Raw genomic sequence first — 4974 nt, forward strand, 5'->3', positions numbered from 1 at the left:
AATGATCAGGTCCGGCTGCAGCGCCAGCGCCATCGCGATCATGATCCGCTGGCGCATACCGCCGGAGAACTGGTGCGGGTAGTCGGTGACCCGCTGCTTGGCGGCCGGGATCCGCACCCGGTCCATCAGCTCGACGGCCTTGGCGAAGGAGTCCTTCTTCGACATGCCCTCGTGCACCCGGAAGACCTCGCCGAGCTGCCAGCCCACCGAGAAGACCGGGTTGAGCGCCGACAGCGCGTCCTGGAAGATCATCGCGATCTTCCGGCCGCGGATCTTCCGGCGCTCCTCCTCCGGCATGGTGAGCAGGTCCTCACCCCGGTAGAGCACCCGCCCGCCGCTGATCCGGCCGGGCGGGGTGTCCAGGATGCCCATGATCGCCTGCGCGGTCACCGACTTGCCCGAACCGGACTCGCCCAGCACCGCCAGGGTCTCCCCCGAGGCGACGCTGTAGCTGACCCCGTTCACCGCCCGGGCGACCCCGTCCCGGGTCACGAACTCCACCTGCAGGTCGTCGACCTGCAGCAGCGCCGGTTCGGCGCCGTCCGGCCGCAGTTCCACGGCCGGACCGTCCTGCACTGCCTTGTCCATACCCTTGCCGCTCCCGCTCCGCGTCGCGTCCGTGCTCGTCATGCCGCTCACCGCAACTTCGGGTCGAGAGCGTCGCGGACCCCGTCGCCGACGAAGATGAAGCCCAGCGAGGTGAGCACCACCGCGAGCGAGGGCAGGGTCCACATGTAGTCGTACACACCGATGAAGCCCCGGCCGGAGGCGAGCATGTTGCCCCACTCCGGGACCTCGGGGCTGACACCCACGCCGAGGTAGGACAGCGCGGCCTCGGCGACCACCGCGAGTCCGACGTTGAAGGTGCCGAAGATGATCACCGGCGCGATCGAGTTGGGCAGGATGTGCCGCAGGATCACCCGCAGGTGCCCGGCGCCCAGCGCGCGGGCGGCGTGCACGTAGTCCATCTCCCGGGCGGACAGCACCGAGCTGCGCAGCAGTCGCGCGACGGTGGCCCAGCCGAAGATGGCCAGCGACAGCACCACCGGCCACACCCCGCGGCCGGTCACGGTGATGATGATGATCGAGCCGATCAGCAGCGGGAAGGCGAAGAAGACGTCCGCCGCGCGCATCACCAGGGTGTCGTAGAACCGGCCGAAGTAGCCGGCTATCGCGCCCAGCACGATGCCGATCAGCAGCGTCAGGATGATCGACACCAGGCCCACGAACACCGCGATCCGGGAGCCGTAGATCACCCGGGAGAGTTGGTCGCGGCCCAGGATGTCGGTGCCGAACAGGTGCTCCCCGGTCGGCGGCTGGAGGGTGTTCATCAGGTTCTGCTTGAGCGGGTCGTACGGCGAGATCCAGGGCGCGAAGGCCGCCGTGAACAGCAGGCCGGCCACCAGCACCAGGCCGACCAGCGCCAGCTTGTTGGCGGCGAAGCGGTGCCAGACCTCCTGCCACTCGCGGACCACCTTGACGGCCGGCTCACCGGATCCGCCGGATCCGCCCTGGGCGGGAATGTCCTTGTCCAGCGGGACAGTTATCGTTTCGTCAGTCATTTCGGCGCCCTCAGCTCAGCCGGATGCGGGGGTCGAGCATGGCGTACAGCAGGTCCACGACCAGGTTGAGCACCACGAAGATCGCGACCGTCCAGGTGGCCACCGCGACCACGACGGGGTTGTTCTGCTGCTGGATCGCGGTGGACATCGCCATGCCGATGCCGTCCCAGTTGAAGATGGTCTCGGTGATGATCGCGCCGCCCATCAGGCCGCCGAACGAGATGCCGAGGTACGTGACCACCGGGATCACCGAGTTGCGCATCACGTGCTTGAGCAGCACCTGCCGCTTGGGGACGCCCTTGGCGATCGCCGTCTTGACGTAGTCGGCGCGCAGGACCTCCAGCATGGTGCCGCGCATCAGCCGGGCGACCAGCGCCGCGTCGATGATGGCCAGCGTGAAGGCGGGCAGGATGAGCTGCACCGGATCGCTCGGGTCGCCGATCACCGGCACCCACTTGAGCTGCACGGCGAAGAGGTTGAGCATCAGCATGCCGATCACGAAGGTCGGGAAGCCGACCAGCAGGGTGGTGATCAGCGTGACCACGGTGTCCAGCAGCGAGTACCGCTTGAGCGCCGCGAGGATGCCGACGGCCGCGCCCAGCAGCACGTCGATCGCCATCGCGGCGACGGCCAGCTTGGAGGTGTTGATCAGCTTCGGCATCAGGATCTCGGTGACCTGGCGGCGCTGGGTGTAGTCCTCACCCATGTCGCCCTGGACCAGCTTGCCGACGTAGGTGCCGTACTGGACGATCAGCGGCTTGTCGAGTCCGTACTGCTCGCGCAGCTGCTTGACGACGGCGGGGTCACGGGCGCGCTCGCTGCCGCCCAGCGAACCGACCGGGTCACCCGGGATGACGAACAGGCAGGCGAACAGGATGAGGGTCGCGCCGAGCAGCACGATCACCATCTGGCCGAGCCTTCGCAGGACGTATCTGCCCATGGAATTGCCTCTCTGTGTGGTTGCGGCAGATCGGCGTCGCCCACCCCTGCGCTCCGCCGGGTCGGGCGGGCACGGTGGACCGCCGGCCCTGCCTGGTCGAGGCAGGGCCGACGGCGGTGGGATTCCGTACGGATCGAGGAACGGGCTGCGCCTGGTGCGAAGGGCCGGTTACTTCTGCGAGACCTTCGACAGGGTCGGGTTCTCGTTGAAGTCGTAGGACAGGTTGACCCACTTCTCGGTGTTGGCGACGCGCTGCTGGGTGCGGTTCCACAGCGGGATCAGCGCCAGGTCGTCACCGATCGCGAGCTTCTCGGCCTGCTGGTACAGCTTGGTGCGCTCGGCCTGGTCCTTGGAGGCGGTGGCCTTCTGGAGCAGGGCGTCGAACGCCGGGTTGCTGTAGCGGCCGCGGTTGTCGCCCTGCACCTCGTGGGTGGCCGGGTCCTCGTTGATCGCCGAGGTGGACAGCAGCGGGTTCAGGAAGTTGCCGGGGGTCGGGTAGTCGGCGCCCCAGGCCGCGCGGTACAGGCCGGTGGCGTCCGGGCCCTGCTCCTTCTTCAGCAGCTCCTTGAACGGGATGCCGTCGATCTGGACGTCGAGGCCGAGGACCTCCTTCAGCTGCTGGGCGACGGCCTGCACCCAGGCGTCGTGGCCGCCACCGGTGTTGTAGCCGAAGTACAGCTTGGTGCCGGGGGTCAGGCCGGCCTTGGCCGCGAGCTCCTTGGCCTTGTCCTTGTCCTGCTTGCCGCAGCTGGTGCAGACGCCGGGCTGGTAGGCGTCCTTGAAGGCCGGCGGGACCAGCGTGGTGGCCTTGTTGCGGAAGCCCTTGAACACACCGGCGACGATCGCGTCACGGTCGATCGCGTAGGAGACCGCCTCGCGGGCCTCCTTGCTCTTCAGCGGACCGTTGAAGGTGATCGGCAGGATGTAGTTCATGCCGTTGGCGTCCCAGTTGAGGAACTCGCCCTTGGGCTCGTAGACGGCCTTGGCCGCGCCGAGCTGCTCGGTGGGCATCCGGGCCCAGTCGAACTGGCCGGCCTGGAAGCCCTGGTACTCCAGCTGGTCGGCGTTGGCCGAGTTCAGGATGGAGATCTCGACCTTGTCCAGGTGCGCCTTGGTCAGCCCGTAGCTGTCGTTGCGGACCAGGGTGATCTTGCTGTTGTGCTGCCAGGGGCCGTCCAGCTTGAACGGGCCGTTGCCGATCGGCTGGTCGTTGTAGGTCTTGTTGGTGGCCGGACCGGCGTCCTTGGTCACCGGGCTGAACACGGTGTGGAAGGTCCGCAGGTCGAACTCGCAGTCCTTGATGGCGAGCTTGACGACCAGGGTGTTCGGGTCCGGCGCGGTCAGGCCGGAGAAGGTGGTCGCGGAGCCGTCCTGGAGCTTGTCGAAGCCGTCGATCTCGGCCATGTGGTACGCGACGTCGGAGGCGGCGTCCTTGGCGGCGGCGCGGGTCCAGCCGCGGATGAAGGACTCGGCGTCGACGGCCTCACCGTTGCTGAAGGTGGTGCCGCTCTTGATCTTGAACGTCCACTGGCTGCAGTCGTCGTTCGGGGTGCGGCTCTCGGCGAGCGCGTTGGACAGCTTGCCGTCGGCGTCGACGCTGGTCAGGCCGGTGAACAGGGCCTGGGTGACCAGGGTGCCCTCGGACTCCTGCGTGTTGTAGGGGTCGATCGCGGTCGGCTCGACAATGCCCAGCCGGAACGTGCCGCCGTCCTTGGCGGGAGCGTTGTTGTTCTGGGACGGCTTGGCCCCGTTGCTGCTGGTGCTCCCGCCATTGCTGCAGGCGGCCACAGCCAGGACGGTGGAGGCCGCCACCACTGTCCATCGCATTGCCTTGGTGAGCCTCATTCAACTGCCTCTCGAGTCAGGGCGGGGAACGAAGTAGCTCCTTCGCCGCCCGGTGTTCCAGGCAGGCTGAAGGCCAACATTGGGGAGCCGTCGCCAAGTTGGCGACGCGCCCGCTGATCCGCGTGGAGCAACTATCGATCACCCCTCCCCCCGCGCGGAATCGCTGGCACATCTCTTTTCTGTTACATGGCCCTGCCAAGACGATGTATTCCGCCGTAATCTCTCGCATATCGTTCACAGAGTTTCACAGATTGAACACCGCATATCGGACGATCAAGTCCGTTTTATGCAAAGAGAGTTGACGATCCGTTGACCTGTCACCCGGGAGCCCTGCCGGACAGCAGCGAGGCCCGCCCCCGGTGACCGGGGACGGGCCGTGGTACGGGCGGGCCGGGTCAGTCGGCGCCGGGCGTCCCGCTGCCGGTTCCGGGCGCAGCCGGACCCGGTCCGTCACCGCCCCGCTCGCCGACCGCCCCCGCGCCGCTCTCCCGCTCGCCGGCGAAGTGGCAGGCCGAGTCGTGTGCCGCCAGCCCCTGCAGCCAGGCGCGCGAGCCGAGTTCGGGCAGCTCGACGGCGCAGCGCTCCTGCGCCTTCCAGCAGCGGGTGCGGAAGCGGCAGCCCGACGGC

The 4974-nt window shown here is 68.0% G+C and carries 4 protein-coding genes and 1 pseudogene; all 5 read right to left on the reverse strand.

Annotated elements, in window-relative coordinates; all coding sequences use genetic code 11:
* A partial coding sequence (locus tag AA75_RS44230) for an ABC transporter ATP-binding protein (RefSeq protein WP_149038721.1) occupies positions 1-588 on the reverse strand: 588 nt, incomplete at its 3' end.
* 47 nt (positions 589-635) lie between these two features.
* On the reverse strand, positions 636-1562 hold the full coding sequence (locus tag AA75_RS44235) for an ABC transporter permease (RefSeq protein ID WP_051814478.1): 927 nt from the start codon (positions 1560-1562) through the stop codon (positions 636-638).
* A 10-nt stretch (positions 1563-1572) separates the two neighbouring features.
* Positions 1573-2502, reverse strand: a complete 930-nt coding sequence (locus tag AA75_RS44240; protein ID WP_033826231.1) for an ABC transporter permease — start codon at positions 2500-2502, stop codon at positions 1573-1575.
* Positions 2503-2670: 168 nt separating this feature from the next.
* Positions 2671-4329, reverse strand: a complete 1659-nt coding sequence (locus tag AA75_RS44245; protein ID WP_233289471.1) for an ABC transporter substrate-binding protein — start codon at positions 4327-4329, stop codon at positions 2671-2673.
* A 413-nt stretch (positions 4330-4742) separates the two neighbouring features.
* Positions 4743-4974 (reverse strand): annotated as a pseudogene (locus AA75_RS53345) (peptide ABC transporter ATP-binding protein); the annotation flags it as partial.

This window comes from Kitasatospora sp. MBT63, from assembly GCF_000710465.2.
GTDB lineage: Bacteria > Actinomycetota > Actinomycetes > Streptomycetales > Streptomycetaceae > Kitasatospora.

Excerpts from the sequence above, each read along its gene's own strand:
- AA75_RS44235 (WP_051814478.1), bottom strand. The coding sequence starts at position 1,562 with ATGACTGACGAAACGATAACTGTCCCGCTGGACAAGGACATTCCCGCC.
- AA75_RS44240 (WP_033826231.1), bottom strand. The coding sequence starts at position 2,502 with ATGGGCAGATACGTCCTGCGAAGGCTCGGCCAGATGGTGATCGTGCTG.
- AA75_RS44245 (WP_233289471.1), bottom strand. The coding sequence starts at position 4,329 with ATGCGATGGACAGTGGTGGCGGCCTCCACCGTCCTGGCTGTGGCCGCC.